The organism is Chryseobacterium sp. C3 (assembly GCF_014218905.1).
Taxonomy (GTDB): Bacteria; Bacteroidota; Bacteroidia; order Flavobacteriales; family Weeksellaceae; genus Chryseobacterium; species Chryseobacterium mucoviscidosis.
In genome coordinates this window covers 248,826-271,097 of record NZ_JACLCU010000002.1, presented here as the reverse complement: position 1 = coordinate 271,097, position 22,272 = coordinate 248,826, and the positions used below count along the sequence as shown (strand labels likewise).

At 36.7% G+C, this 22,272-nt stretch carries 23 protein-coding genes; 7 read left to right on the top strand and 16 right to left on the bottom strand.

Going from position 1 to position 22,272, the window contains the following annotated elements; all coding sequences use genetic code 11:
- Positions 1–2: 2 nt before the first annotated feature.
- The 4 genes from H6W53_RS05050 to H6W53_RS05035 form a co-directional block, all read right to left on the bottom strand.
- Positions 3–1,322: a serine hydrolase domain-containing protein gene (locus H6W53_RS05050; protein WP_185205073.1), complete on the bottom strand. Its 1,320-nt coding sequence runs from the start codon at positions 1,320–1,322 to the stop codon at positions 3–5.
- Between the two features lie 48 nt (positions 1,323–1,370).
- Entirely contained in the window at positions 1,371–2,291 is a 921-nt protein-coding gene (locus H6W53_RS05045) for a hypothetical protein (RefSeq protein ID WP_185205072.1), read from the bottom strand.
- Positions 2,291–3,085, bottom strand: coding sequence for a thymidylate synthase (locus H6W53_RS05040; protein ID WP_185205071.1), 795 nt, complete (start codon positions 3,083–3,085; stop codon positions 2,291–2,293). The genes H6W53_RS05045 and H6W53_RS05040 overlap by 1 nt, the downstream gene beginning before the upstream one ends.
- A 114-nt stretch (positions 3,086–3,199) precedes the next feature.
- Complete coding sequence (locus H6W53_RS05035; RefSeq protein WP_185205070.1) at positions 3,200–3,640, bottom strand: hypothetical protein; 441 nt, start codon at positions 3,638–3,640, stop codon at positions 3,200–3,202.
- Between the two features lie 40 nt (positions 3,641–3,680).
- On the opposite strand from H6W53_RS05035, the gene H6W53_RS05030 reads away from it, so the two are divergent.
- Entirely contained in the window at positions 3,681–3,818 is a 138-nt protein-coding gene (locus H6W53_RS05030; protein ID WP_185205069.1) for a hypothetical protein, read from the top strand.
- 166 nt (positions 3,819–3,984) lie between these two features.
- Here the strand turns inward: H6W53_RS05030 and H6W53_RS05025 are convergent, their stop codons facing one another.
- From H6W53_RS05025 to H6W53_RS05010, 4 genes are all read right to left on the bottom strand, one after another.
- Complete coding sequence (locus H6W53_RS05025; RefSeq protein WP_185205068.1) at positions 3,985–5,334, bottom strand: alpha-amylase family glycosyl hydrolase; 1,350 nt, start codon at positions 5,332–5,334, stop codon at positions 3,985–3,987.
- A gap of 316 nt (positions 5,335–5,650) precedes the next feature.
- On the bottom strand, positions 5,651–6,244 hold the full coding sequence (locus H6W53_RS05020) for an IS1096 element passenger TnpR family protein (protein ID WP_087709095.1): 594 nt from the start codon (positions 6,242–6,244) through the stop codon (positions 5,651–5,653).
- A 132-nt stretch (positions 6,245–6,376) separates the two neighbouring features.
- Complete coding sequence (locus tag H6W53_RS05015) at positions 6,377–7,408, bottom strand: sensor histidine kinase (RefSeq protein WP_087709096.1); 1,032 nt, start codon at positions 7,406–7,408, stop codon at positions 6,377–6,379.
- Positions 7,409–7,459: 51 nt separating this feature from the next.
- Positions 7,460–8,137, bottom strand: coding sequence for a response regulator transcription factor (locus tag H6W53_RS05010; protein WP_076396546.1), 678 nt, complete (start codon positions 8,135–8,137; stop codon positions 7,460–7,462).
- Between the two features lie 187 nt (positions 8,138–8,324).
- On the opposite strand from H6W53_RS05010, the gene H6W53_RS05005 reads away from it, so the two are divergent.
- The 3 genes from H6W53_RS05005 to H6W53_RS04995 all read left to right on the top strand — a co-directional run bounded on the left by H6W53_RS05005 (position 8,325) and on the right by H6W53_RS04995 (position 13,548).
- On the top strand, positions 8,325–10,937 hold the full coding sequence (locus H6W53_RS05005; RefSeq protein WP_185205067.1) for a TonB-dependent receptor plug domain-containing protein: 2,613 nt from the start codon (positions 8,325–8,327) through the stop codon (positions 10,935–10,937).
- Between the two features lie 31 nt (positions 10,938–10,968).
- Entirely contained in the window at positions 10,969–12,192 is a 1,224-nt protein-coding gene (locus tag H6W53_RS05000) for a hypothetical protein (protein ID WP_185205066.1), read from the top strand.
- A gap of 192 nt (positions 12,193–12,384) precedes the next feature.
- Positions 12,385–13,548, top strand: a complete 1,164-nt coding sequence (locus tag H6W53_RS04995) for a hypothetical protein (protein WP_194304446.1) — start codon at positions 12,385–12,387, stop codon at positions 13,546–13,548.
- Between the two features lie 103 nt (positions 13,549–13,651).
- Here the strand turns inward: H6W53_RS04995 and hemL are convergent, their stop codons facing one another.
- From hemL to H6W53_RS04975, 4 genes are all read right to left on the bottom strand, one after another.
- Complete coding sequence (hemL, locus tag H6W53_RS04990) at positions 13,652–14,935, bottom strand: glutamate-1-semialdehyde 2,1-aminomutase (protein WP_185205065.1); 1,284 nt, start codon at positions 14,933–14,935, stop codon at positions 13,652–13,654.
- Between the two features lie 73 nt (positions 14,936–15,008).
- Positions 15,009–16,067: a glucosaminidase domain-containing protein gene (locus H6W53_RS04985; protein WP_185205064.1), complete on the bottom strand. Its 1,059-nt coding sequence runs from the start codon at positions 16,065–16,067 to the stop codon at positions 15,009–15,011.
- A 15-nt stretch (positions 16,068–16,082) separates the two neighbouring features.
- A complete protein-coding gene (locus H6W53_RS04980; RefSeq protein WP_185205063.1) occupies positions 16,083–16,991 on the bottom strand; it encodes a 1-aminocyclopropane-1-carboxylate deaminase/D-cysteine desulfhydrase in 909 nt (302 codons plus the stop codon).
- Between the two features lie 225 nt (positions 16,992–17,216).
- Positions 17,217–17,549: a hypothetical protein gene (locus H6W53_RS04975; RefSeq protein WP_185205062.1), complete on the bottom strand. Its 333-nt coding sequence runs from the start codon at positions 17,547–17,549 to the stop codon at positions 17,217–17,219.
- Between the two features lie 40 nt (positions 17,550–17,589).
- Between H6W53_RS04975 and H6W53_RS04970 the strand changes: the two genes are divergently transcribed.
- The gene (locus tag H6W53_RS04970) at positions 17,590–17,772 is read left to right on the top strand and encodes a DUF5522 domain-containing protein (protein WP_029294953.1); all 183 of its coding nucleotides are present in this window, start codon (positions 17,590–17,592) and stop codon (positions 17,770–17,772) included.
- A gap of 1 nt (position 17,773) precedes the next feature.
- Complete coding sequence (locus H6W53_RS04965; protein WP_076396528.1) at positions 17,774–18,298, top strand: DUF4136 domain-containing protein; 525 nt, start codon at positions 17,774–17,776, stop codon at positions 18,296–18,298.
- 63 nt (positions 18,299–18,361) lie between these two features.
- On the opposite strand, the gene H6W53_RS04960 is transcribed toward H6W53_RS04965, so the two are convergent.
- Positions 18,362–18,676 carry a hypothetical protein gene (locus tag H6W53_RS04960; RefSeq protein WP_185205061.1) on the bottom strand — a complete coding sequence of 105 codons (315 nt, stop codon included), beginning with the start codon at positions 18,674–18,676 and terminating at the stop codon, positions 18,362–18,364.
- 222 nt (positions 18,677–18,898) lie between these two features.
- Between H6W53_RS04960 and H6W53_RS04955 the strand changes: the two genes are divergently transcribed.
- Positions 18,899–20,434: an endonuclease gene (locus H6W53_RS04955; RefSeq protein ID WP_185205060.1), complete on the top strand. Its 1,536-nt coding sequence runs from the start codon at positions 18,899–18,901 to the stop codon at positions 20,432–20,434.
- Between the two features lie 71 nt (positions 20,435–20,505).
- Here the strand turns inward: H6W53_RS04955 and H6W53_RS04950 are convergent, their stop codons facing one another.
- From H6W53_RS04950 to namA, 3 genes are read right to left on the bottom strand one after another with little or no spacing between them, the layout of a single operon-like run.
- A complete protein-coding gene (locus H6W53_RS04950) occupies positions 20,506–20,838 on the bottom strand; it encodes a CCC motif membrane protein (RefSeq protein WP_185205059.1) in 333 nt (110 codons plus the stop codon).
- Positions 20,839–20,855: 17 nt separating this feature from the next.
- Positions 20,856–21,149, bottom strand: coding sequence for a DUF2752 domain-containing protein (locus H6W53_RS04945; RefSeq protein ID WP_185205058.1), 294 nt, complete (start codon positions 21,147–21,149; stop codon positions 20,856–20,858).
- A 36-nt stretch (positions 21,150–21,185) separates the two neighbouring features.
- Positions 21,186–22,238, bottom strand: a complete 1,053-nt coding sequence (gene namA / locus H6W53_RS04940; RefSeq protein ID WP_185205057.1) for an NADPH dehydrogenase NamA — start codon at positions 22,236–22,238, stop codon at positions 21,186–21,188.
- Positions 22,239–22,272: the final 34 nt, after the last annotated feature.

Below are 22,272 nucleotides of genomic sequence, written 5' to 3'. Positions count from 1 at the left end.
TTTTATTCTTTTGTAAACGTATTTTTTGTTCCTCCCTGAATAATGACAAACTGTTTTTTTGCAGGATAGAAATCTATAACAATTCCTGCCATATCAAATTTAAAGCTTGTCTCGGAAATTGCTTCTAAAGGGAATGCACTTTGTCCTGTTGCCTGAGCCATGAGTTTTTTATCTTCAATAAAAATGGTAATCTTTAAGGGAACATCTTTGCTGGAATAGGTTCCTGTAAACTTCTGAAGATCATGCTCGGAAATTTCATAGGTTTTGAAACTTGGCATTTCGAAATCTTTTCCCATAGCTGTTTCAATCATTTTAATGGAAATATCATTGGTATCCATTTCCGACTGATTGGTGCTGAAAGCGGTGGCAATTTTCAGATCCGGAAAATAAAATAGTGCAGAACTGAAGTTGTCTATTCCTCCAGTATGACCAAATCCGGAATACTTGTCGAAAGGAACTTTCACCAAGCCATATCCGTAATCATCTACAAAAGTTTTCATTTTTTCAAGACTGGATTTTTTCACCAATTTTCCATTTTCGAGACCAAGAATAAAAGTGAGGAGATCTCTTGGAGTAGAGATGATATTTCCTGCGCCAATCGGAATACTCATATCCGTTTCAGATGAAGCTACATATTTTCCGTTGGTGTATTGATACGCTTTTGCCTGATCTTTCGATGGATCTATTTTTCCTCCAACTTCTGTAAGCGTTAATTTTAAAGGTTTTGTAATTTTATCTTTCAGCAAAACAGCATACGGTTTTTTATAAATTTTTTCGAGAATAAAACCGAGCAGAATGTAATTGGAATTGCTGTATTCGTGTTTTGAACCGGGTTCAAAATCGCTTTTGTATTTTTTTATAATGCTGATTAAGCTGCTTTCTGTCTGAGGTTTGGTGTTGTACTGCCAGAATTCTGCTTCACTGGTCAGATTATGAATTCCTGTTCTGTGCTGCAGTAGATTTTCGATGGAAATTTTTTCAGCATTTGGAATTTCAGGATAAAATTCTGAAAGTTTCTGATCTAAGGAAATCTTTTTTTCCTCAAAAGCTTTCATGATTAAAACGGCAGTAAATGTCTTGCTGATTGATCCGATCCGGTATTGGGTATTTACATTCGCTTTCTGATTTTTTTCTGCATCTGCAAAACCCACGACTTTCACAAAGGTAGGACGATCATTTTCTGCAAAGGCAAAGCTTCCCATTACTTTATGATGTACGAAGAGAGAATCGATATAACCAGCTAATTTCTGCTTTACATTGGTCTGAGAAAATACAATGGCAGAAAAGCTGATCGCCGAAAGAAAAAGTAACTTTTTCAACATACTTTTGAGATTTGCTGAATGAGTAGTGGAAATAGAAATTTTGTTACATTAATATCCTTTCTTGCGTGGATATTCACTATCCAGAATACCGTTATCATTAAGTTTCCAGATAATTTCGTTTTCATCTTCCAAGAGAGTATCCTTTTTAAGATAATCTAAAATGACATTTTTGTTAGCCGGATTTTTAAAAGACAGCAATTCGGTTAAAACTTTTCTCTTACTGTAGCCAAAAGAATCGTTCTTAATTATGGAAATATATTCCTTTTGCAAAAGGTTACTGTAATCTCCTTTATACCAGTGATTAAGATAATTAATAGCCGAAATTTTATGGTTCTTAAATGCCTGAATTTCAATCGGTTTTCTGAAAGTTTCAGGATACAATTTGTATCTTAATGCTTCCTGTAAGAGACTTTCCGAAGAGTTTGAACTAAAAATAATCATACTGTCCAGTTTCTGCAACTTGGAATCTGTGCGAAGATTTTCATTGTCTAAAGAATACAAATAAGCATAATATAATGGTTCCGCAGGATTCTGATCTCCAATAATACAGCCGTCTTGTGTATGAATCTGAGATTTTAAATTTAAAAAATTCAGAAAAATTTTATCTAAAACTTCGGGGTTCCGATCCAATAATCCGATAGCCGAATAAACTGCAACAATTCTGTTTTTATTATGGATAAGAGCTAATAATTCTTCATCTGAAGCCAATCTTTTTAATTCTTTGAAATTTTCAAAATTAGCAGATTTTTCTGCACCTTTCCCTATGTATTCCGTCTGATATACATTAATTTCTGAGATTTGCTTCACAATGCTTCGTAAATGCTCCGGAACACGTAATGTATCAAAAACCACATCTTTGGAATAGTCAAAAACTTCTATGAGTTCCGAATAATCAGCCTTCTTTTCTTTTTTACAACCCAAAAGAAAAACTGCCAGAAACGGTATATATAAAAAACTGGAAAATCTCATTAAATCGCAACAGGTGCTTTAATTCCCGGATGGGGATCATAATTTTCCAGCGTAAAATCTTCAAAATCAAAACTGAAAATATCTTTAATTTCAGGATTCAGCTTCATGGTCGGAAGCGGTCTTGGTTCTCTGGAAAGCTGTTTTTTAACCTGCTCAAAATGGTTGTTATAAATATGAACATCTCCAAAACTGTGAACATAATCTCCAACTTCCAGATCGCAAACCTGCGCCACCATCATCAGTAATAATGCATAACTTGCAATATTAAAAGGAACTCCCAGAAAAACATCGGCACTTCTCTGATAAAGTTGAAGCGAGAGTTTTCCATCCGCCACGTAAAACTGAAATAATGCATGACACGGTGCTAAAGCCATGTTCGGGATTTCAGCAACATTCCATGCGGAGACGATAAGCCTTCTGGAATCCGGATTTTTTTTGATCTGATCAATAACATCGCTAATCTGATCCACGATTTTTCCATCTGCTCCGTTCCAGCTTCTCCACTGCGCCCCGTAAACGGGTCCAAGATCGCCATTTTCATCTGCCCATTCGTCCCAGATTGAAACTCCGTTGTCCTTTAGATATTTGATGTTCGTATCTCCTTTCAGAAACCAAAGCAGTTCATAAATAATGGATTTCAAATGCACTTTTTTGGTGGTTACCAAAGGAAAACCTTCAGACAGATCATATCTTAACTGATAGCCGAAAACACTTCTCGTTCCGGTTCCGGTTCTGTCGGTCTTGTCGGTTCCGTTGTCTAAAATATGCTGTAAAAGGTCTAGGTAATTCTGCATGTTGAAGGATTATTTTGAGTGTCAAATTTAGAAAAATCTTAATGATTTTCTGCTATCATAAGTTAGGAAAAAAGTCGTAATGAATGTAAACAGATTTTATGATTCATAGAAATTTCACTTTACTTCTACAATCTTCTGAGTAACATTATTAACAGAAAAATTCTGGTTTTCAGTTAGTCCGTACATTGCTTTTGCCAAAGGAGATTCTGCCGAAACCGTCATTATTTTCTGTTGGTCTACCATTATTTCTCCCGCCGATGCAGAAATGTAGAAAAGACCTTTATCTGTTTTTACCAAAGCTCCGTTTTGCACTTTTGATGATGGATCTGATGATATTTTCTGAATAATGGATTGCTGATTTAAAGATTCATTCAGTTGTTTTTGCAGGTTATTGATTTCCTGCTGAAGCATTTCGCGTCCGGTCTCATATTTATCGCCCATTGAGCTTTTGGTATCATTATTTGAAGCGCGCGTTTCCTCGATCAGTTTTTCAAGTTTCTGAATTTTTTCGGCAATTCTGCTTTTTACGGCTTCCAATATTTTTGATTTTTCCATCTACAGAATTTAATTTTATATTTTAAACTTATTTAAACTAATGTCAGAATTAACCGCAAAATGGACAAAAGATAATGTTAAAGCGAATTTCCAGAATAATCAAAGCGCTCAAAAGAATAAAAATCAAAGATTTTTAAAAACTATGGTGAGCTTTTTCATTGATAATGATGAACTTTAAATAAAAAATTTAGTATATCTTTTGTGGCTTTTGCGGTTAAGTAAAAGTTTAAACAGAATTTTTATCTCCTAACTATATCTTAAACAAATAAAACGAAGTAAATTAAGTTTAAAACATTCTCATTAAAGTTAAATCTCCGCCCAAGAAGCGGAGATTTTATAGGAATTTATTTTTCAAAAACCGCGTAATCTCCGGGTTTGAAATTAAAATCTTTTCCGCTGCTAAAGTCGCGTTTTGTCTTTTCAAAAACATTTTTAAAGCTTCCGGAAAGGTGTTCGTCTTCAATAGAGAAGTTTACAGGATCTTTGGACATATTCAAAACAACTAAAACTTCATCGTTTCCGTTTTTTCTTATATATGCTAAAATTTTATCGTTAGCGGTTGTGTTGAGAAGATACGTGGTAACATTAGAATCTCCTCCTCTTAATGCAGGATTTGAAGATTTTAAGTTGAGGAGTGTCTTATAAAAGTCTGCATTCTGATACACATTGCTCCATTTGATGACATCTTTTTCAAAAAATTCCAGACGCTTCATGTTGGGTAATTCCTGACCTGAATATAACAACGGAACGCCATTCCAGGTTGCAGAGAATACAGCCATCGGTTTTGTGATCACTCCATATTTTTCATATTCTGTTCCGTTCCATGAGTTTTCGTCGTGATTGGTTGTAAACCACGCTCTCATTGAACTGTCTCCAATCGCCGAATATTTTCTCAGAAGATCCGTAAGTTCTGAAAGCGGCTCATTTTTTTTGTAATAATCTGCGGATTTGTGCATCCATTTCCAAGAGTAGCTTGCATCAAAAACTTTCCCGTATTCCGGACTTTCGAGTTCATCGAATTCTCCTAGCCAGAAAAGTGGTTTTACTTTTTCCACTTCAGGACGCGCCTGCTGCCAGAAATCTACCTCAACCCAGGAAGCAAGATCGCAACGGAAGCCGTCGATATTGGTTTCTTTTACCCAGTATTTCATGGCATCAATCATTGCGAGACGCATTTCCTGATTTTTATAGTCGAGTTCGATGATATCATCCATTCCGGAAGCGATATGGAATTTTCCGTCCGGATCTTTTAAATAGAAATCGGGATGGGTTTTTGTCCAGATATGATCCCAGCCTGTGTGGTTCGCAACCCAGTCTATGATTACTTTAAAGCCTAATCGGTGCGCTTCGTTCACCATGTGTTTGAAATCATTCAGAGTGCCGAATTCGGGATTAATGGAGGTGTAATCTGATGCGGCATAAGGACTTCCCAGACTTCCTTTTTTATTTTGCTGTGCAATCGGAGTGATTGGCATAAACCAAAGAGTTTTTACGCCCATTGATTTGAGTCTCGGCATTTCTTTTTCAAATGCTCTGAAGGTTCCTTCTTTTGTATATTGTCTTACGTTTACTTCGTAAATGTTGGTAGTGTGTTTCCAGTCCTTAGGTAAATCCATCATGTTTTTTGCAGCTTTTTGCGTGGTACAGGAAATGATTCCTAAACCTATCGCAGCGATTAAAATTAACTTTTTCATTAATTCTCTTTTAACAAAAATAGGGATTGTGATCGGAAAAACGGAAATCTGAACCTCTAATTTTGAATAGAAAATTAAATTAAAGTATGCAGTAAGTTCTATTCTGAGCTGTTTTGATCGAAAGCCCGAAATCCTAGCCGGGATTGAGCGGCATGTCTGAGCTCTTTTCGTTTTTTCGGCGCGGCAGCGAAGCTGCCGCGCTGAAAAAAACGAAAAAGCGAGTAGCGAAAGCGCGAAACAGCTCCTGATTATACTACTGCACAAAAAAAGCCCCAAACTTGCGTTCAGGGCTGTATATTTTTAGAAATCCTTCCGGTTATCTTTCATCATCGTTGTCGTCCTCATCATCGAAAGCATCGTCGTTGTAGTCTTCTTCCTCATCATCATCAAAAGCATCATCATCTTCGTCTGCAAAGTTTCCGGTAGCTCCGAAGTCATCAAACCCGAAATCATCATCCATTAATGGCATTGCCGATTTCTTTTTGGATCCTCCACTTCCGTTTTTGCTAGGCGCTTTCAAAGGAACATTTCCAAATCTGTAAACCGTGATCGGGTAATTAACGCCTTTTGTTTCGTCGATAACTTCAACCAATTCACAGAAAAATTCCCAAAGGTCAAGAAGTCCGTACTGGAACTGAGCTTTATCTCCTGCATTTTCGAATGCCTCATCGATGTACACATCCGACATAATTTCTCCGTCGCCATCGTCACTCATATCTTCTAGCGGAACGCTTTTTACAATTGTTCCATCTTCTTCAAGCAGATTAAAAGTGGAAAGCTCGTCTCCCTGCAAGCTGAATGCACTCTTAATGCCTAAATGTAAGTTCCAAAGCGTCTGTTTCCCTTTTACTTCGATATCCCGGAAAATATCTTCTTTTGCATCTAATATTACGCGGATTTTATAAACCATCAGTTTTTAAATTACTTTTTTTGCCGTTGTTATTATGATAAATCTCTGTTGCAAATATAAAATAAATGAGATGTGACAAAAAAATATTTCATCATTTTTTAAAATATTTTTTTTTCATACATTTTGCAAAAATTATTTACTTTTTTCCAGCATGAAACTGAATTTCGTACCTTCAAGATAAACGCTTTCCACAGTGATGTTTTCGTTGTGCGCTTCAAGGATATGCTTTACAATGGCAAGACCAAGCCCGGAACCTCCTTCCCTTCTGCTTCGGCTGGTTTCCACACGGTAAAATCTTTCAAAAATTCTCGGCAGACTTTCGGATTTAATGCCCATTCCGTTGTCTATGACCTCAATTAAGACTTTATTTTTAAGAACGCTGGTTTTTACGACTACTTTTGCTTCCTGTCTGTTGGCATAATGAATGGCGTTTGAAATTAAATTAATAAAGACCTGTGAGATCTTCTGCTTGTCTGCTTCCACAAAAATCTGCGGCTGCAGAGTCTGGATCTGCATACTTGCATTGTGTTTTTCTGCTTCGAGGTCAAGAAGATCAAAAATTTCTTTGATTAACAGATTAACGTCAAATCTTGAGACTGTAAGATTAATTTCGCCGGCTTCAAGCCTGTTGATCATATCGAGATCCGTTACAATGGCAATTAAACGCTCTACGGATTTATCAATTCTTTCCAGATATTTATCGCGGATGGTAAGATTATCCACTCCACCGTCTCGCAGTGTTTCCACATATCCCTGAATGGAAAAAAGGGGTGTTTTCAGTTCGTGGGAAACGTTTCCGATGTATTCTTTACGGTAACTTTCCATTTCTTTCATCATATCCAGCTCGGTAACTTTTCTCTGATTGAGATCTGAGAATCTTTCTCCGAGTTCTTTAATGGTGATATTTTCATCATCATCATGAACAATTTCCTGCGGCAAAAGCTGTGAAAGACCACGAACCTGCTTTTTACCATAATAATTGAACAATAGTTCCAATACGATATAATTGATGATAAAAATCAGGACAAGACAAATAATCAGTCCTATTTTAAAAAATGGTGTACTGTAATAGATATCCTTTAGTGAATCGAAAATGATTACTAAAAGAAACATCACCAATGTCAGAAGACAAGAGGCGACGAGGGTAAGTCTGTAAAATTTCAATTTTACAAAGTTTTATTGGTTGATGTAAAGGTAAGAAATTGAAATTGAGTATTAAACAATAAGTTTATACCCAATTCCTTTTAATGTCTGAATCGTGTTGATTCCCAGTTTTTCTCTCAGTCTTCTGATGTGGACGTCGATGGTTCTTTCTCCCACGATTACGTCATTTCCCCAGACTTTTTCCAGAATTTCTTCTCTTTTGAAAACTTTTTCTGTGTTGGAAGCCAATAAGTACAAAAGATCGAATTCTTTTTTGGGAAGCAGAAACTGCTGTCCGTTTTTAGAAACCCTGAAGTTGTCTTTATCAATAATTAAATCTCCGATTTCGATTAATTTAGAATTATCAGATACCTGAGAAGTTAACTGCAATAAAGCGTTTACTTTAGAGATCAGAATTTTCGGTTTGATTAATTTAACAATGTAGTCGTTTGCACCTGCCTGAAAACCGGCCAATTGTGAAAACTCTTCGCTTCTTGCAGAAAGAAAAACAATTAAAGTTTTTTGCAGTTCTTTAATTTTTCTAAGTTCCTGGCAAGTTTCGATACCGTCTTTTTCGGGCATCATGACATCCAATAAAATCAGATCCGGAACAATTTCCTTTGCTTTGTCGATACCTTCATTTCCATTAGTGGCTGTATAAATGTCGTAGCCTTCCTTTTCCAAGTTGTAAGACAGAATCTCTAAAATATCCAGTTCGTCGTCGATTAAGAGGATTTTCTTTTGGTTCATTTTTAATTTTTACGAGTCAAAGTTAATAATATTTTAATCACTGTTTAACAAAACGGGTATCGTTCACATAAAGTTAACAATTATATTCTTTTCTTAATGTTTAGTTAAGAAAAAATTAAATTTCCCTAAACCATTTACCCCATCAATTCTTTATTCCTTTGCACCGAAAGAATATAGTAAAAAAGAAATGAATTTTAGAAAACTGAGTATCGCAGTTTTGTTTTTAACAACATCGGGAACTGTACTTTACGCTCAAGAGACCAAGACCGACACCGTAAAGAAAGAAAAGAAAATCGAAGGTGTAGTTATTCAAGGAAGCAGTAGTAAGAAAACTGAAACCGCGGTGATGATTGAGCAAAAAAAAGCGATTGTTCAAAAACAAGCAGTAAGTGCCGAAGAAATCTCCAGAAAAGGAATTTCCAACGTAGAGCAAGGTCTTACCAAAGTTACAGGGATTACAACTGTAGAGGGGCGTGGTCTTTTTGTACGAGGTCTGGAAGAAAGATACAACTATCTATTGATAAACGGACTTGGAGCTCCCTCTAACAATCCTTTCCAAAAAATTATTGCCTTGAAACAATTCCCAACGGATGTTGTGGGCAAATTGAACATCTATAAGACTTTCAACTCGAATCTTTACGGAGATTTTGCGGGAGCCACTTTCGATATTGAAACACTAACGATTGACAAGGCTTTTTCTAAAATAGAATTTAGTGTTGGAGTAAATACGCTAAGTACTTTCAGAGATAACTTTAAAGTAGCTGAAGGAGCTAAAGGAATTGAGGCTTATCTTGGACTTAATTCTAGAGACAGAAGGCTTCCTAGCGAAATAAGAGACTACAGACCAAATACTTATAATTTTTCCAAAGAGCAATCTCAGAATTCTTTTAAGGATTCATGGAATGTGGATAATATCAAAACTTTACCTAATACAAACATCAGTTTTACGACGGTTCAAAAAATGAAGGTCGGAGAAACAGGAAATATAGGAGTTTTATTATCTCTGAATCAGGGATCAAAATATACGTACAGAGAAGGTGACAATAATCAGTTCAGAGATAACGGACAGGTTGTGGAACTTAGCAATCTTTTAAGAAAAAAGAGCTATGTATATGAGCTTGAGTCTTCTGCATTGTTTGGAGTAGGATATAAAAATAAAGGAACAAATGTTAATTTAAATGCTATTTATCTTCAGAATTCCTCGAACATTATTGAAGATTTCACTGGATATAAAAACTTCAGTGTTGAAGACAACCGTTTCTTCAGAACCAATCAGCAGGATATTTCAAAATTCTTAGATTTGCAGCTTACGGCATCACAGAAGCTTGGAGAACGCCATTTATTCAAAGCCGGAGGTAGCTATGTAATGAACAACTACAGCCAGCCGGACAGAAAAATCTTTGAACTTACTTTACCTAATGATTACAGCAATGCTGTATTTTCCTATGGAGGAAACAATCTCATCAGACAGTATCTTGATGTAAATGGAAAATTTTATGCTTCAGGTTTTGGAGAATATTCTGTATTTCTTGGACAGAAGGGAGATCGTAAGGACTATCCGCTTCAGCTTACAGTAGGATACAACGGGTTTTCTGATATCAGAAAAAATTCTTACCGTTTTATCTTCGGAACTCCGAAAGGGGTGAACACTCCTGTTTATATTGATGTGGATAATATTCAGTCTACATTGAATAACTCCATCATCAACAACAAGCTCTTTTACAAGGAAGATACCGATGCATATTCTTATCTTTCTAACATTTACCAGTTTGTAAATGCGGGTTACCTTAATTTCGATTACAAACCGAGCGATAGTTGGGATATCTTACTAGGCGGTAGAGTGGAAAATGACATGAGAATCATCCGTTACAGCAAACCAGGAAATTCTACCAGATTAAATCTTACTACAAACAAAAATTATATTCTCCCGTCTCTTTCCATTAAAAAGGCAATTGATAATAAAAATAACATCAGATTATCCGTAAGCAAAACAATTACAAGACCTATACTTATTGAGACAATGCCTATTGAGTACATCAATCCGGATAATACCACTGTAAGAGGTAACGAGAATATTGTAAACAGCGAAAACTACAATATCGACCTGAAATGGGAATACTATCCTACCAACAAGGAAATGTTTACGATCAATGCTTTTGCCAAAAGAATTGATAATGCTATTGAAAAATCCATTGCTCCCTCAGGAAATGCAAGTGGTGTTGTTATCACATTCTACAATGCACAAAAAGCTACAATAGCAGGAGTTGAACTGGAAGGTATTATCAGCTTGGGAAGAATCTCAGATGCTTTGGAAAAATTTACATTAGGAACAAACGCTACTTTTATGTACTCTGATGTAAAGAGAAGTGAAGACCAGCTAAAAACAGAAAGACCTAATATACCGGGATTTACAGACGATCAGCTTCACAAAAGAGGATTGCAAGGTGCGGCTCCGTACACCATCAATGCAGACTTGAAGTATGAGTACAAAAACTCCAAAAATCTCAGCAGCACATTGTCTTTAGTATATAACGTTTCCGGATCAAAAATATATGCTGTCGGAGGTTCCGGTACAGACAATTACTATGAAAAACCATTTAATCAGTTAGATTTTGTTTATCAGAACCAGATCGACAAAAACTGGAACATCAAATTCAGAGTACAAAATATTCTGAACAGCAAATATAGAGTAGAACTTGGAGACAACAGCTACTACCCTGTCAATACAAAAGACAACTACACACTTAACAATTATTTTAACGGAACCAACTTCAATTTTACCGTTGGCTACACATTCTAAAAAATTATTAAAAATTAAATCTTAGTATAAAATGAAAAAGAATCTTTTAACTTTACTTTCTTTAACTCTTGCATTGAGTTTCTCGGTATCTTCTTGTACCATTGATATTAATGATGGAGATAATGGCAGCACAACAGTAACTCCGGGCACAACAGAGAGTGTACTGAGCGGCAGCGGAACGCTTTCCGGAACAATTACTAAAGATATTATTATTAAAAAAGGCACATATATTTTAGACGGAATCGTAAAGGTGACCAACGGGGCTACTATCACTATTGAAGCAGGTGCCATTTTCAACGCAGTAACTACAAAATCAAGCAGCTTGGTTATCTTACAAGATGGAAAAATAAATGCTGTAGGAACGGCTTCAGAACCTATTGTATTTACTACCACAAACAAACAGCCGGGAGACTGGGGCGGAATTACCATTTACGGAAACGCTCCTATAAAAGCTGTAAATGGTCTTTCACAAGCTCTTTCTGAAGATGGAAACAGTGTTTATTACGGTGGTAATGATGCTAATTCCAACTCGGGAACAATGAAGTTTGTTCGTGTAGAATATGGAGGAAAGAAAATAAATGACGGCACTGCCGAAACCAATTCTATGACGTTCTATGCAGTAGGAGCAGGAACAACTCTTGAAAACCTTGTTTCTTATAAAGGAACAGACGACGGATATGAATTCTTTGGAGGAACTGTAAGTGCTAAAAATCTTGTTTCTTACGGAAATTATGATGACTCTTTCGACTGGCAGGATGCGTGGAGCGGACAAAACAATACCAACTGGTATGCTTTCCAGACAGGAACAGGAAACTTCGGAATGGAAGTGGAAGCCTCTGCAAACGTAGACAATACAGCACCGAAAATATCTAACATTACATTAATAAGAGACAATAATACCAACCCTGAAGTAGCAGGTTCTGTGGAAATTTCAGCAATTCAGTTCAAGAGACAAGGAACAGGAATTTTTTCGAACGTTTACATCAGCGGATACAAAAATACAGGTGGAAAAAATGCTTATGCAGTTCTTATTCAGGATGATGCTACAAATACCAATCAGGTAAATGCAAACCCTAGTAAGGTTACCGTATCTCCAATTAATTATTTAAATTCTGATAATGCAGGTGTTTGGGGATATGCACAGACAAACGGCGGAAAAACTTTCACTAACTCAACTGCGGTTACGAAGGTTTCTTTAACTCCGGGAGCTTGGGCTATGGTAGATGGAGTGAACCTTTTGGCTGCATTACAATAAAAAAGTATTTTTCTTCATATTAAATTCAAAAAACGGCATCGGAAAGATTTTTCCGATGCCGTTTTCGTGAATACATTCAATTTTATATTCATTAAAATACAATTGGGAAAATAAGAAGAAAAATGGTAATTTGGTCTTTTCAAATAAAGATCTTAAAATAATCTGTTTGAAAAAGTAAAATTTAAAAACATTATGAAAAACCGCTTTCAGCATATTTTAGCAGCTCTTATTATCAGTACATCGCTTGTTGTTCATTCCTGCAGTAAGGAAGATGAAGATGTAGCCACCATTCCGGTGGTAGGAATTGCAAAAGATCCAAGTAATTTCAAAGGGGAAGTTACAAGTGGACAGGTTGTAACACTGGACGCCACAAAAGTATATGTACTTAATGGTGCTGTTACTGTAAAAAACGGAGGAAAACTTGTTATTCCGGCAGGAACGAGAATTGTTGCCACAGCAGGAGCATCTTCTTATCTTTTAGTGGAACAAGGCGGACAGTTGTACGCGAACGGAACCTTTAATTCTCCTGTTTCCTTCAGATCTTCCACAGAGACTTCGGGAAGTTGGGGCGGTGTCGTTATCTGCGGAAAAGCTCCTGTAAACACTGGTACAACCAACGCTTCGGAAATTTTAAATTCCGCTTACGGGGGAACTTCGGCAACAGATAATTCCGGTTCTCTGACGTATGTGAAAATTGAAAACGCGGGAGTGAGTTTTTCAACCAATGTAAAATTCAACGGACTTTCTCTTTTTGGGGTAGGAAGCGATACGAAAGTAGAAAATATTGCTCTGATTAATAGCGCAGAAGACGGAATCCAGATGTATGGAGGAACGGTAAATCTTTCCAACATCGTCTCCATCGGAAACGAAGATGATGCTTTTGTATGGACAGACGGATGGATCGGAACCGCTACCAATATTTTCACTAAAAGAAAGACAAACGGTTCTGGAAATGCCGCAATAAAAGGACTTAACAATGCTTCGAATCCTGCTGCAACTCCAGTTTCCAGCCCTACTGTTAAAAATGTGACGCTTTTAGGCGGAACTTCGGGAGAATCCAAAGCCATCAGATTATATTCCGGAACGTATGCTAGTTTTGAAAATGTAGTGGTTTCTAACTGGACCAACGGATTTTCTATTGAAAGTGATCCGACTGTGACCTATATTAACGGACAAAGTAAAATTAAAGATGCCTTTTTCGACACAAATGTTACGAATAAAGTAACTGCTACCTCCACTTCAGGTTCCAGTGTAACACTCTTAAGCAATACCTACAACGAAAAAACAGATGCAATCGGGGCAGGAAATAAGCTTGGAAGTCCGGCTTGGGCAATCGGTTGGTCTTCTTTACAGTAAAAATTAATTGTATAACATAAAACAATCGGCTTCAGATAAATCTGAAGCCGATGCTGTTTCAATAAAGGACAGAAATAAATCTACTCCTTCAATATTTTTTCAACTAAGAATATTCGAATTTTCTTACTGCTTCCAGCGTCATATCAATTTCTTTATCTTTAATCGCATCACTGATGAAATACGTTTCATAACCACTTGGAGGAAGATAAACTCCGTTTTGCAGCATCTGATGGAAGAAATTATTGAACAATGCATGATTGGCTTCCTGAGCTTCATCAAAATTAGAAACCCTGTTAATATGGAAGAATACAGACATCATAGATCCTTTTCTGTTGATTTTGTGGGGAATTCCTTTTTCGTTTAAAATTTTGCCGATTTCAAAATCCAAAGTTTCCGTAGTTTTTGCCAGTCTGTTGAAAAATTCCGGATCATTTTTTATCAACTGTAAAGTTTTCAGTCCGGCTCTCATGGCTAAAGGATTTCCGCTTAATGTTCCTGCCTGATAAACGCCTCCTTTTGGAGCCAGATGATCCATAATTTCGTTTCTTCCTGCAAAAGCGCCTACCGGAAGTCCGCCTCCGATCACTTTTCCGTATGTTACCAAATCTGCTTTTACATTGTACAGTTCCTGAGCTCCTCCAAAAGCTAATCTGAAACCGGTCATCACCTCATCAAAAATTAATAAAGCTCCGTTTTCGTCGCAGATTGCTCTTAATTTCTGAAGAAATTCATTTTCCGGCAAAACACAACCCATATTTCCGGCAACCGGCTCAATGATTACCGCTGCAATTTCGCCCTGATTATGTCTGAAAAGATCTTCAACCTGCTCAAAATCATTGTATCTTGCCAGTAAAGTATCTTTTGCCGTTCCAGCCGTTACGCCCGGAGAATTCGGATTTCCGAAAGTTGCCGCACCACTACCCGCTTTTATCAGAAATGAATCTGAATGACCGTGATAGCAGCCTTCAAATTTTATAAACTTATCTCTTCCTGTAAAACCTCTCGCGAGTCTGATCGCGCTCATACAGGCTTCCGTACCCGAAGAAACCATTCTGATCTGATCTACATTCGGAACGTTTTCTGTAATGAATTTTGCGATTTCCGTTTCCAGTTCTGTGGGTGCTCCGAAAGAGAATCCTTTTTCAGCCTGAATTTTCAGTTCTTCCAAAACTTCGGGATGCGTATGTCCTAAAATAGCAGGTCCCCACGAATTGATGTAATCGATGTAGGTATTATCATCCGCATCCGTAAGATAGGCTCCTTTTGCAGATTTCATAAAAACAGGCACTCCTCCTACAGATTTGAATGCTCTCACCGGAGAATTTACACCTCCCGGAATGTATTTGTAAGCTTCTTCGAATAAAGCTGAACTTCTTTGGTATTTCATATGTCGTTGTTGGCTGAAAGTTGATAGTTGTGGGTTTAACAATCAACCCACAACTATCAACCATCAACAAATTTTAGTTTCTGGGTTTTTTATCAATCAAATAAATTACTTGTCCGGCAGAAGGTTTCTGTCCTTCATCCATTCTGTTTTTGGCGTATAATTTATTTAATTTAATTCCGAATTTCTGGGCGATATCATGCATATCTTCGCCTGCTTCGGCTTTGTAAGTTGCAGTAATTCCGTCTGAGTTTTTAGATTCGAGGAAAACAATTTCATTTTTTTTCAGAACATCGCTTTCCAGTTCATTCCATTTCACCAGTTTGCTTTCGCTGATTTTGAATTTTTTGGCAATGAATTCTACGTTGGTATCTTCAGGAATGATGATGTATTTTAATCCGTCATTCGGATGACTTTTAATTAAAATGGTATTAAGAATTTCCGCTTTTGTTTTAATTCTTTCCACTCTTTTCTGTTGCTGAACGTAAGAAGTCTGTTTGTAAGGAACCTCAACGGTTACAGGTGTTTTCGTCTTTTTGATATATTTTTCAGGTTCAAGCTGAGCCATGAAAGTTCTGTCGTCTTTCAGATCCGGATACAATTTCAGAACGGCGTATAAAGCTTCTTTTGAGTTGGTATTGTCGAATTCGTACAATTTATACCTTTCAATTTTCCCGATTAATATTGAAGCGTATCGGGGATTTGTTGCATAACCTGCTTTTTTAAGACCTGTTGCCCACGCTTTATAATCTTTCATATCTAAATTGAAAAGATTGGCGTAATATTTTCTTGTGGATAAAAAGATGGAATGATCTTCATACGACTGTCTCGGATCGTCGTAAACCCGGAAACATTCATTCGGAGCATCATCGGTGTGCTTCATTGTTTTTCCGGTCCAGTCTTCCTTACATTTAATCCCGAAATGGTTTTTGCCTTCCAGAGCCAATCGGCTTTGTCCGCCTCCTGTTTCCAAAAGTCCCTGTGCAAGCGTAATAGAAGCCGGAATTTTATATTTTTCCATTTCTTCCACTGCATATTTTGCAAATTTCTGGATGTACTGATCTTCGGTTGCCCAGGTCTGAGCTGAGAATTTTGATAAAACTAAAAGGCTTACGATGGTGAAAAGTCTTTTCATGTTTTTCAATTTAAATTATATAATTAAATTTCTGTTCTGTTTTTCTAAAAGCAAATTGGCTCCTTCAATCCCCTGCAAACCGCCGGTGTGGAAGCACAAAATTTTGCTGTTCTCAGGAAAATAATCTTCATCTATCAATTCGAAAATTTTCTGCATCATCTTTCCTGTATAGACCGGCTCCAGCGGAATTCCGTATTTCTCTTTAAAATCATTAATAAAACGGACATTTTCGTCCTTTATTTTGCCATAACCTCCAAAACCTGAATCTATTAGATCAAAATTTTTCTTAGAAGTTAGTTCAACGATTTTATTTTCCAGCGAATCGTCGTCAACCGCTTTAAAACCTATAACTTTCTGATTTTCTTCACTGAATTTTAAAATTCCGGCAACCGTTCCTCCTGTTCCGACTGCGGTGCAAAGATAATCAAAATCTTTTGTATCGTCATTCAGCATCATTTTTACGCCTTCTACAGCAGCTTCATTGGTTCCTCCTTCCGGTACGATGAGCGCTTCCGGGAATTCTTTTTGTAAAAATTCAGTCATTTTTTCTTTGTAGCGATATTCTTCCCTCGTTACAAACTTCAGATTCATTCCGTTTCTTCTGGCAAAAAGTAAAGTCGGATTGTCGCGCCATTTGTCTTTCAGCTCCTCTCCTCTTATAATTCCTAAAGTCGGAATATCTGCTAAATTTCCAACCGCTGAAACGGCAGAAATATGGTTTGAAAATGCACCTCCAAAAGTAATGATGTAGGGCTTTTCAGGATTTCCGGACAGATAATTATTAATATTGAAAAAAAGCTTCCAGTATTTATTTCCTGAAATCTGAGGATGAATTAAATCTTCCCTTTTCATAAAAAGTTTTACCTTTTTATCAATGGGAATTTCCTGAATCGGGATTTTTTCGGATGGAATATTTAATACCATTTAGGCTGAATCTTTTTTACAAAAATAGTGTTTTTTGGGTGTTAAGTTTTGCTTTGTACAGGTGAGGTTTATCATTGAAGGTAAGGATGGGCAATTTTATTTTTACATATTTGACCACCCCGTCAAAAATTCTTTCGAATTTTCGCCACCCCTCCAGAGGAGGGGAATTTTGTGACGTGTTATTGGAAATCTAATCTCTGAGAACTATTATCGACTAACTATTTTCTAATTTTTAAGGTATTTTCTGAAACTCCAGAACTTTCTTTTTTTGAGATAGTTCAAATTATGTTCGTTGGAATAAGCTTCTCTTTCAAAAGAAATTCTTTTATAAGCCTGATAACTGTCCTTCAGTTTAAAAAACCAGTAATAATATTCGATTACATAAAAAATATAGAAGAAAATGATGAGCATTTCCAACTGTTGTCTTAAATGTATTTTTTCATGATTAATCAATATTTTATTTTTCTTATCTTCGGGATTCCTAATGAAGATAAAAGGAAACAGAGCGATGCCGTTGATTTTTAATTTTTTTAAAGGCTTTTGGCATATAATTATCATACTAACAAATATAAAGTTTTTTGACTTAGAGATTTAACCTATGGCACTTTTTGACATCAAAGAAGGTGAAGACTTTTACTACAACGAGCAGGGTTATAAAGTTTTTACAGAAAAGTTTCATCTGAAGAGAGGACATTGCTGTAAAAGTGGCTGTAGACATTGTCCTTACGGATACGATAAAAAGACCGATACATTTATTAAAAACGATAAAAAAAATAAATAAAATGAAGCGATATATCTTCTTACTGTTGGCTTCGGCTACTTTGGGTTTAACGTCTTGCAGTCCTTTCAACGTACGTTCTGACTATGCGGACACGGCAAATTTTAATTCATACAAAACTTATAAATTAAGAATTGATGATTTAAAACTGAATGATATTGATAAAGACAGAGTTTTGAATGAACTGTCGAGACAGCTTCAAAGCAAAGGTCTTCAATCCGGAGAAAATCCGGATCTGATTGTAAATGTAAAAGCCAACCATAAAAAAGTAACGGACGTTACCACCACTTCACCTTACGGAGCATGGGGTTGGGGCGGACCTTTCGGATGGGGAATCGGCATGAACAGAACCTGGACGAGCAATTATAATGAAGGAGCCATTATTGTGGATCTGGTAGATGCTAAAACCAATAAACTGGTTTGGCAGGGAATCGGAAGCGGAATTTCTGTTGACAGACCTAAAGCGAAACAAAAGCAAATTCCTGAGATCATGGCGGAAATTATGAAGAATTATCCTCCGATGAAATAAGATATAAATCAATCAAATATATAAGAAAGTCAATGCAGTAATTGCATTGACTTTTTTATTGAATTAATGATGTCTGGTTCCTTTATGATGATAGCCCACATTTTGGGGATGAGCTTCATAATTTTTCTGAATTCTATCATTCTGGAAATTCCGGTTTACAGATTTTTCTGAAATTTCGGGGGTTTTGAGGTGGACTTCTTTTCCGTTTTTGTACATTTTACCATCTGTGGTTAAATAAGTTTCATCCTTCTGATAGACTTTGCCGTCTTCTCCTGTGAAAATTTCAGGTTCATTCTTTGAGTTTTTCATCTTTCGGCTAAGATAAACCAAAGTCCCACCGGTAATTAATGCCAGTGCGATTTTTATTTTGTGATTCATAATGGTGATTTATAAAGAACAGCACAAAATATCTGCCAAAGCGCAGGATGAAAATTATCTTTTTTTAATTCATAAAATCTAAAAGAGACCTTCAAAACAGGTTCATTCTCAACAAAAAGCAAAGATTTAACAGTAGATATAATTCTATGCATAATTAAATTTAACAATTCCGTAATTTTTTATTGATAAATTTATAGTAATCTTAAAGTCTAAAATCTTGACATGAAAAAACATTTACTAATGGTTGTATTTGCTTGTGTTTTAGCAAATGCTCAGGCTCCTTCGGGATACTACAACTCTGCTAACGGACTTTCCGGAGCTTCATTAAAAACGGCATTAAGCACTATTATCACGAATGGACATCTGGACAAAGGCTACAACGGACTCTGGACGGCGTACAAAACAACCGACATCGACAAGAACTATGAAAACGACGGCTCTATTCTGGACATTTATTCGGAAAAACCTGTGGGTACAGATCCTTACAAATTTACTCCGGTTACCAACCAATGCGGAACGTATTCGGTGGAAGGAAACTGCTATAACCGTGAACATATTATTCCTCAGAGCTTTTTTAATGAAGCCTCTCCTATGGTTTCAGATATTCATTTTATCAGAGCTACGGACGGAAAAGTAAACGGAATGCGTTCTAATTATCCTTTCGGAAAAGTGGGAACTGCAACGTTTACTTCAAAAAACGGTTCTAAGCTTGGAAATTCTGTTTCTTCCGGTTTCTCGGGAACAGTGTTCGAGCCTATTGATGAATTTAAAGGTGATGTAGCAAGAATGGTATTTTATTTTGTGACGAGATACCAAAGCAAACTCTCCACGTTTACATCCGGAAATATGTTGGGCAGTTCTGCTTTTCCGGGTTTGCAGACTTGGGAACTGAATGTTTTATTGGCTTGGCATAATCAGGATCCTGTTTCTCAGGCGGAAATTAACAGAAATAATGCTTCTTACACTTATCAGGGAAACAGAAATCCTTTTATTGATAATCCGAATTATGTAAATCAAATCTGGGGCTCCGCTTCTGGTTCGGGAGGTACATCTACTCCACCAAGCTCGTCAAGCTGCGGTAACGAAACATTTGAGACCATTCCTTCTGAAAGTTCGGCTTCTTATTTAACAAGAACATGGACAAATAATGGTATTACATGGACAGCAACGGATGCAAGAACAGATCAGACGATTTCCAACAAAGCGATCACGATAAGAGACGGTGCATTAACATCAAGCAGTTCAGCCAACGGAATTGGCTCATTAACGGTAACTACCCAACTGAAATTTACAGGTTCCAATGACACCTTCACCGTTAAAGTAAACGGAACAGCGGTAGGAACCGTACCTTACAATACATCTGCAACCACCACCACTATCAGCAATATTAATGTTTCGGGGAACGTCGTTATAACTTTAGAAAACAATTCTACCACCAACAGAGTTGCTATTGATAATCTGAGCTGGACATGCTATTCTGGAACGGCAAGACAGGTTCAAAGTATTTCTTCCGAATTAATTTCAGATCAGAATACGTTACAGATTTCGCCTAATCCTGTTTCCAACAATGAAATTTTTGTGAAAGGTGAAACGCAGAATATTAAGAAAGCGGAGATCTATAATCTTCACGGAAAAGTAATGCAGACAATCGATCAGCCTTTTAAAAACAGTAAAAATTCTATTAAAATTAAAAATCTGGAGCAGGGAATTTATATTTTAAAATTAGATGCTTCTTCATTGAAGTTTATTGTGAAATAAATTTTTCTTTAAGAAATAACAAAGCCTTCTCTCGATTGAAAGAAGGCTTTTATTTTTAAATTAATAAGGAATTACTGTCCCATCAAATCTCTCATTCTTTCCTGCATCAGTTGCGGGTCTTTCATAGCGTCCCATCCAAGGGTAGAGATCATGACAACAACGTAAACTACATATAAAATACTTAATACAATTCCGATGATTGCCATTATTTTTCCGGCATTCAATTGCCCGTAGTTTGAATAAACCGTCGGGTTTTTTCTGTAAAGTTCTCCGTCTTTTTTAGCCAGTACCAGTGCAATGATCCCTGCAATAAGTCCCGGAAGTCCGTAACAGCAACATCCGACAATTGATACAATTCCTAAGATTAATACCGCCGTTGCGTTAGGTAATTTTTGTTGTTCCATAGTTATAATTTAATTGATTAATGTATAGATAAGTATAAATGTTTATAAAAATAAGAAGTCACCATAATAACTGCATTGATGATAGCAAGAAAAACCAAAATATTACTGTAATTCCGTTTTCTGTCTACGAAATTCAGAAAGACTGTTCCGAAAAAAAGCAATAAAGTGTAGACCGCAGGAAACATATGAAATGCTTCTCCAAACCTGCCTTCAAAAACCATGACAATAGCTCTCTGCGTTCCGCACCCAAAACAATCTATTCCAAAGAATTTCTTGATGGGACAAGGCAGCATAAAGTCTTCTATTTTCATTGTAATATATGGTTATGATTCTCAAATATATAAAAATTATTTAGAAATTTTTGCTCTTAAATACTGATGAGGAAAAAAGCAGTCTTCATCCATTTCAAATGAACCCTGAACGGCGATGTAAGGATTTCTTAAACTTTCTCTGGCAATAAAAATTAAATCTGCCTCTCCTTTCTGCAGAATTTCCTCTGCCTGATTGACTCTCGTAATTAATCCTACTGCTCCTGTTTTTGTTTCTGCCTCATTTTTAACCTGCGAAGCAAGTGGAACCTGATAACCATCATGAACCGGAATTTTTACTCCGTGAATATTTCCTCCGCTGGAAACATCAACAAGATCAACCGAATGGTTTTTAAGGATTTTAGCAAGCTCAGCACTGTCTTCTATTTCCCAGCCGTTTTCTGCATATTCTGTTCCGGAAATTCTTACAAATAAGGCAACGTTTTCATTTAATTCTTCATTAACTGCGTCTACGATTTCAACTAAAAACCGTATTCTGTTCTCAAAGCTACCGCCATATTCATCGGTTCTGATATTGGAAAGCGGTGATAAAAACTGATGGATAAGATAACCGTGTGCTGCGTGAATTTCTATGACATCGAAACCTGCATCTACAGATCTTCTTGCTGCCTGTCTGAAATTCTCAACCTGTTCTTTGATTTCCTCGATGGTTAAAACATGTGGAATTCTTTCAGTCGGATGATACGGAATCGGACTTGGTGCAATGGTTTCCCAGCCTTCTTCAATCGGGATCTGTACATTGTTCCATGTAGATCCTTTTCTTCCGGCATGCGCAAGCTGAATTCCTATTTTGGTTTCTGAATTCCGGTGTACAAATTCTACAATTTTCTTTAGTTTTTCTGCCTGTTCGTCGTTCCAGATTCCCATACAGTGGTTGGTAATTCTTCCGCGGGGTTCTACTCCCGTTGCTTCAACGATGATTAATCCTGTTCCGCCCTGCGCTCTGCTTCCGTAATGCACAAAATGGAAATCGTTGGCTAATCCGTTTTCGGAAGAATACATACACATTGGAGACATTACCCAACGGTTTTTCAACTCAACATTTCTGAATCTGATTGGAGTGTATAACATTTTTTGATCTGATTTTTAAAATTTTTAAAGAATG

Coding starts and splice junctions, on each gene's coding strand:
- namA (WP_185205057.1), bottom strand. CDS start 22,238: ATGTTATACACTCCAATCAGATTCAGAAATGTTGAGTTGAAAAACCGT.
- H6W53_RS05030 (WP_185205069.1), top strand. CDS start 3,681: ATGTCAGAATTAACCGCAAAATGGACAAAAGATAATGTTAAAGCGAAT.
- H6W53_RS04945 (WP_185205058.1), bottom strand. CDS start 21,149: ATGAAAATAGAAGACTTTATGCTGCCTTGTCCCATCAAGAAATTCTTT.
- H6W53_RS04950 (WP_185205059.1), bottom strand. CDS start 20,838: ATGGAACAACAAAAATTACCTAACGCAACGGCGGTATTAATCTTAGGA.
- H6W53_RS05020 (WP_087709095.1), bottom strand. CDS start 6,244: ATGGTTTATAAAATCCGCGTAATATTAGATGCAAAAGAAGATATTTTC.
- H6W53_RS05040 (WP_185205071.1), bottom strand. CDS start 3,085: ATGCAGAATTACCTAGACCTTTTACAGCATATTTTAGACAACGGAACC.
- H6W53_RS04975 (WP_185205062.1), bottom strand. CDS start 17,549: ATGATAATTATATGCCAAAAGCCTTTAAAAAAATTAAAAATCAACGGC.
- H6W53_RS04980 (WP_185205063.1), bottom strand. CDS start 16,991: ATGGTATTAAATATTCCATCCGAAAAAATCCCGATTCAGGAAATTCCC.
- H6W53_RS05000 (WP_185205066.1), top strand. CDS start 10,969: ATGAAAAAGAATCTTTTAACTTTACTTTCTTTAACTCTTGCATTGAGT.
- H6W53_RS04955 (WP_185205060.1), top strand. CDS start 18,899: ATGAAAAAACATTTACTAATGGTTGTATTTGCTTGTGTTTTAGCAAAT.
- H6W53_RS05025 (WP_185205068.1), bottom strand. CDS start 5,334: ATGAAAAAGTTAATTTTAATCGCTGCGATAGGTTTAGGAATCATTTCC.
- H6W53_RS05045 (WP_185205072.1), bottom strand. CDS start 2,291: ATGAGATTTTCCAGTTTTTTATATATACCGTTTCTGGCAGTTTTTCTT.
- hemL (WP_185205065.1), bottom strand. CDS start 14,935: ATGAAATACCAAAGAAGTTCAGCTTTATTCGAAGAAGCTTACAAATAC.
- H6W53_RS04960 (WP_185205061.1), bottom strand. CDS start 18,676: ATGAATCACAAAATAAAAATCGCACTGGCATTAATTACCGGTGGGACT.
- H6W53_RS04965 (WP_076396528.1), top strand. CDS start 17,774: ATGAAGCGATATATCTTCTTACTGTTGGCTTCGGCTACTTTGGGTTTA.
- H6W53_RS05035 (WP_185205070.1), bottom strand. CDS start 3,640: ATGGAAAAATCAAAAATATTGGAAGCCGTAAAAAGCAGAATTGCCGAA.
- H6W53_RS04970 (WP_029294953.1), top strand. CDS start 17,590: ATGGCACTTTTTGACATCAAAGAAGGTGAAGACTTTTACTACAACGAG.
- H6W53_RS05005 (WP_185205067.1), top strand. CDS start 8,325: ATGAATTTTAGAAAACTGAGTATCGCAGTTTTGTTTTTAACAACATCG.
- H6W53_RS05010 (WP_076396546.1), bottom strand. CDS start 8,137: ATGAACCAAAAGAAAATCCTCTTAATCGACGACGAACTGGATATTTTA.
- H6W53_RS05050 (WP_185205073.1), bottom strand. CDS start 1,322: ATGTTGAAAAAGTTACTTTTTCTTTCGGCGATCAGCTTTTCTGCCATT.
- H6W53_RS04985 (WP_185205064.1), bottom strand. CDS start 16,067: ATGAAAAGACTTTTCACCATCGTAAGCCTTTTAGTTTTATCAAAATTC.
- H6W53_RS04995 (WP_194304446.1), top strand. CDS start 12,385: ATGAAAAACCGCTTTCAGCATATTTTAGCAGCTCTTATTATCAGTACA.